General features: G+C 63.0%; 1 protein-coding gene. It reads left to right on the top strand.

Annotation, left to right across the window (positions count from 1 at the left end):
- Nucleotides 1–1,372, top strand: a 1,372-nt coding sequence (locus AC07VR_RS31585) for a proline dehydrogenase family protein (RefSeq protein WP_495013641.1), incomplete at both ends; no start/stop codon positions are given.

Genomic DNA, 1,372 nt, shown 5'->3' with positions numbered 1-1,372 from the left:
GCCCGGGCATCTCGATCAAGCTCTCGGCCCTGCACCCGCGTTACAGCCGCGCCCAGTACGAGCGCGTGATGGACGAGTTGTACCCGCGCCTGCTGTCGCTGACCCTGCTGGCCAAGCAGTACGACATCGGCCTGAACATCGACGCCGAAGAAGCCGACCGCCTCGAGCTGTCGCTGGATCTGCTGGAGCGTCTGTGCTTCGAGCCGCAACTGACCGGCTGGAACGGCATCGGTTTCGTGATCCAGGCCTACCAGAAGCGTTGCCCGTATGTGATCGACTACGTGATCGACCTGGCTCGTCGCAGCCGTCATCGCCTGATGATCCGCCTGGTGAAAGGCGCGTACTGGGACAGCGAAATCAAGCGCGCCCAGGTTGAAGGCCTGGAAGGCTATCCGGTGTACACCCGCAAGGTGTACACCGACGTTTCCTACATTGCCTGCGCACGCAAACTGCTCTCGGTACCGGAAGTCATCTACCCGCAGTTCGCGACGCACAACGCCCATACCTTATCGGCGATTTACCATATCGCCGGCCAGAACTATTACCCCGGCCAGTACGAGTTCCAATGCCTGCACGGCATGGGCGAACCGCTGTACGAGCAGGTTGTAGGTAAAGTCGCCGATGGCAAGCTGAACCGTCCGTGCCGCGTGTACGCCCCGGTCGGCACTCACGAAACACTGCTGGCCTACCTGGTCCGTCGCCTGCTGGAAAACGGCGCGAACACTTCGTTCGTCAACCGCATCGCCGACCAATCCATCTCGATTCAGGAGCTGGTGGCCGATCCGGTGGCCAGCATCGAGCAGATGGCGACGCTGGAAGGCGGCTTCGGCCTGCCGCACCCACGCATCCCGCTGCCGCGTGATCTGTACGGTTCTGAACGCGCCAACTCCAGTGGCATCGACCTGGCCAACGAACATCGTCTGGCGTCGTTGTCCTGCGCGCTGTTGGCCACCGCGCATAACCACTGGAAAGCCGCGCCGATGCTCGGTTGCGCATCCAGCAACGAAACTCCGGCAGCGGTGCTGAACCCGTCCGATCTGCGTGACGCGGTCGGCCATGTGCAGGAAGCCACAGTCGAAGACGTCGACAATGCCATCCAGTGCGCCCTGAACGCCGCACCCATCTGGCAGGCTACCCCGCCGGCCGAACGCGCCGCGATTCTCGAACGTGCCGCCGACCTGATGGAAGGCGAGATCCAGCCGCTGATGGGCCTGCTGGCTCGCGAAGCCGGCAAGACCTTCGCCAACGCCATCGCCGAAGTGCGTGAAGCTGTGGATTTTCTGCGTTACTACGCAGTGCAGGCGCGCAACGACTTCACCAACGATGCCCACCGCCCACTGGGTCCGGTGGTGTGCATCAGCCCGTGGAACTT

Source organism: Pseudomonas sp. GW821-FHT02H09 (genome assembly GCF_059421425.1).
This window is presented reverse-complemented; position numbering and strand designations above follow the sequence as displayed.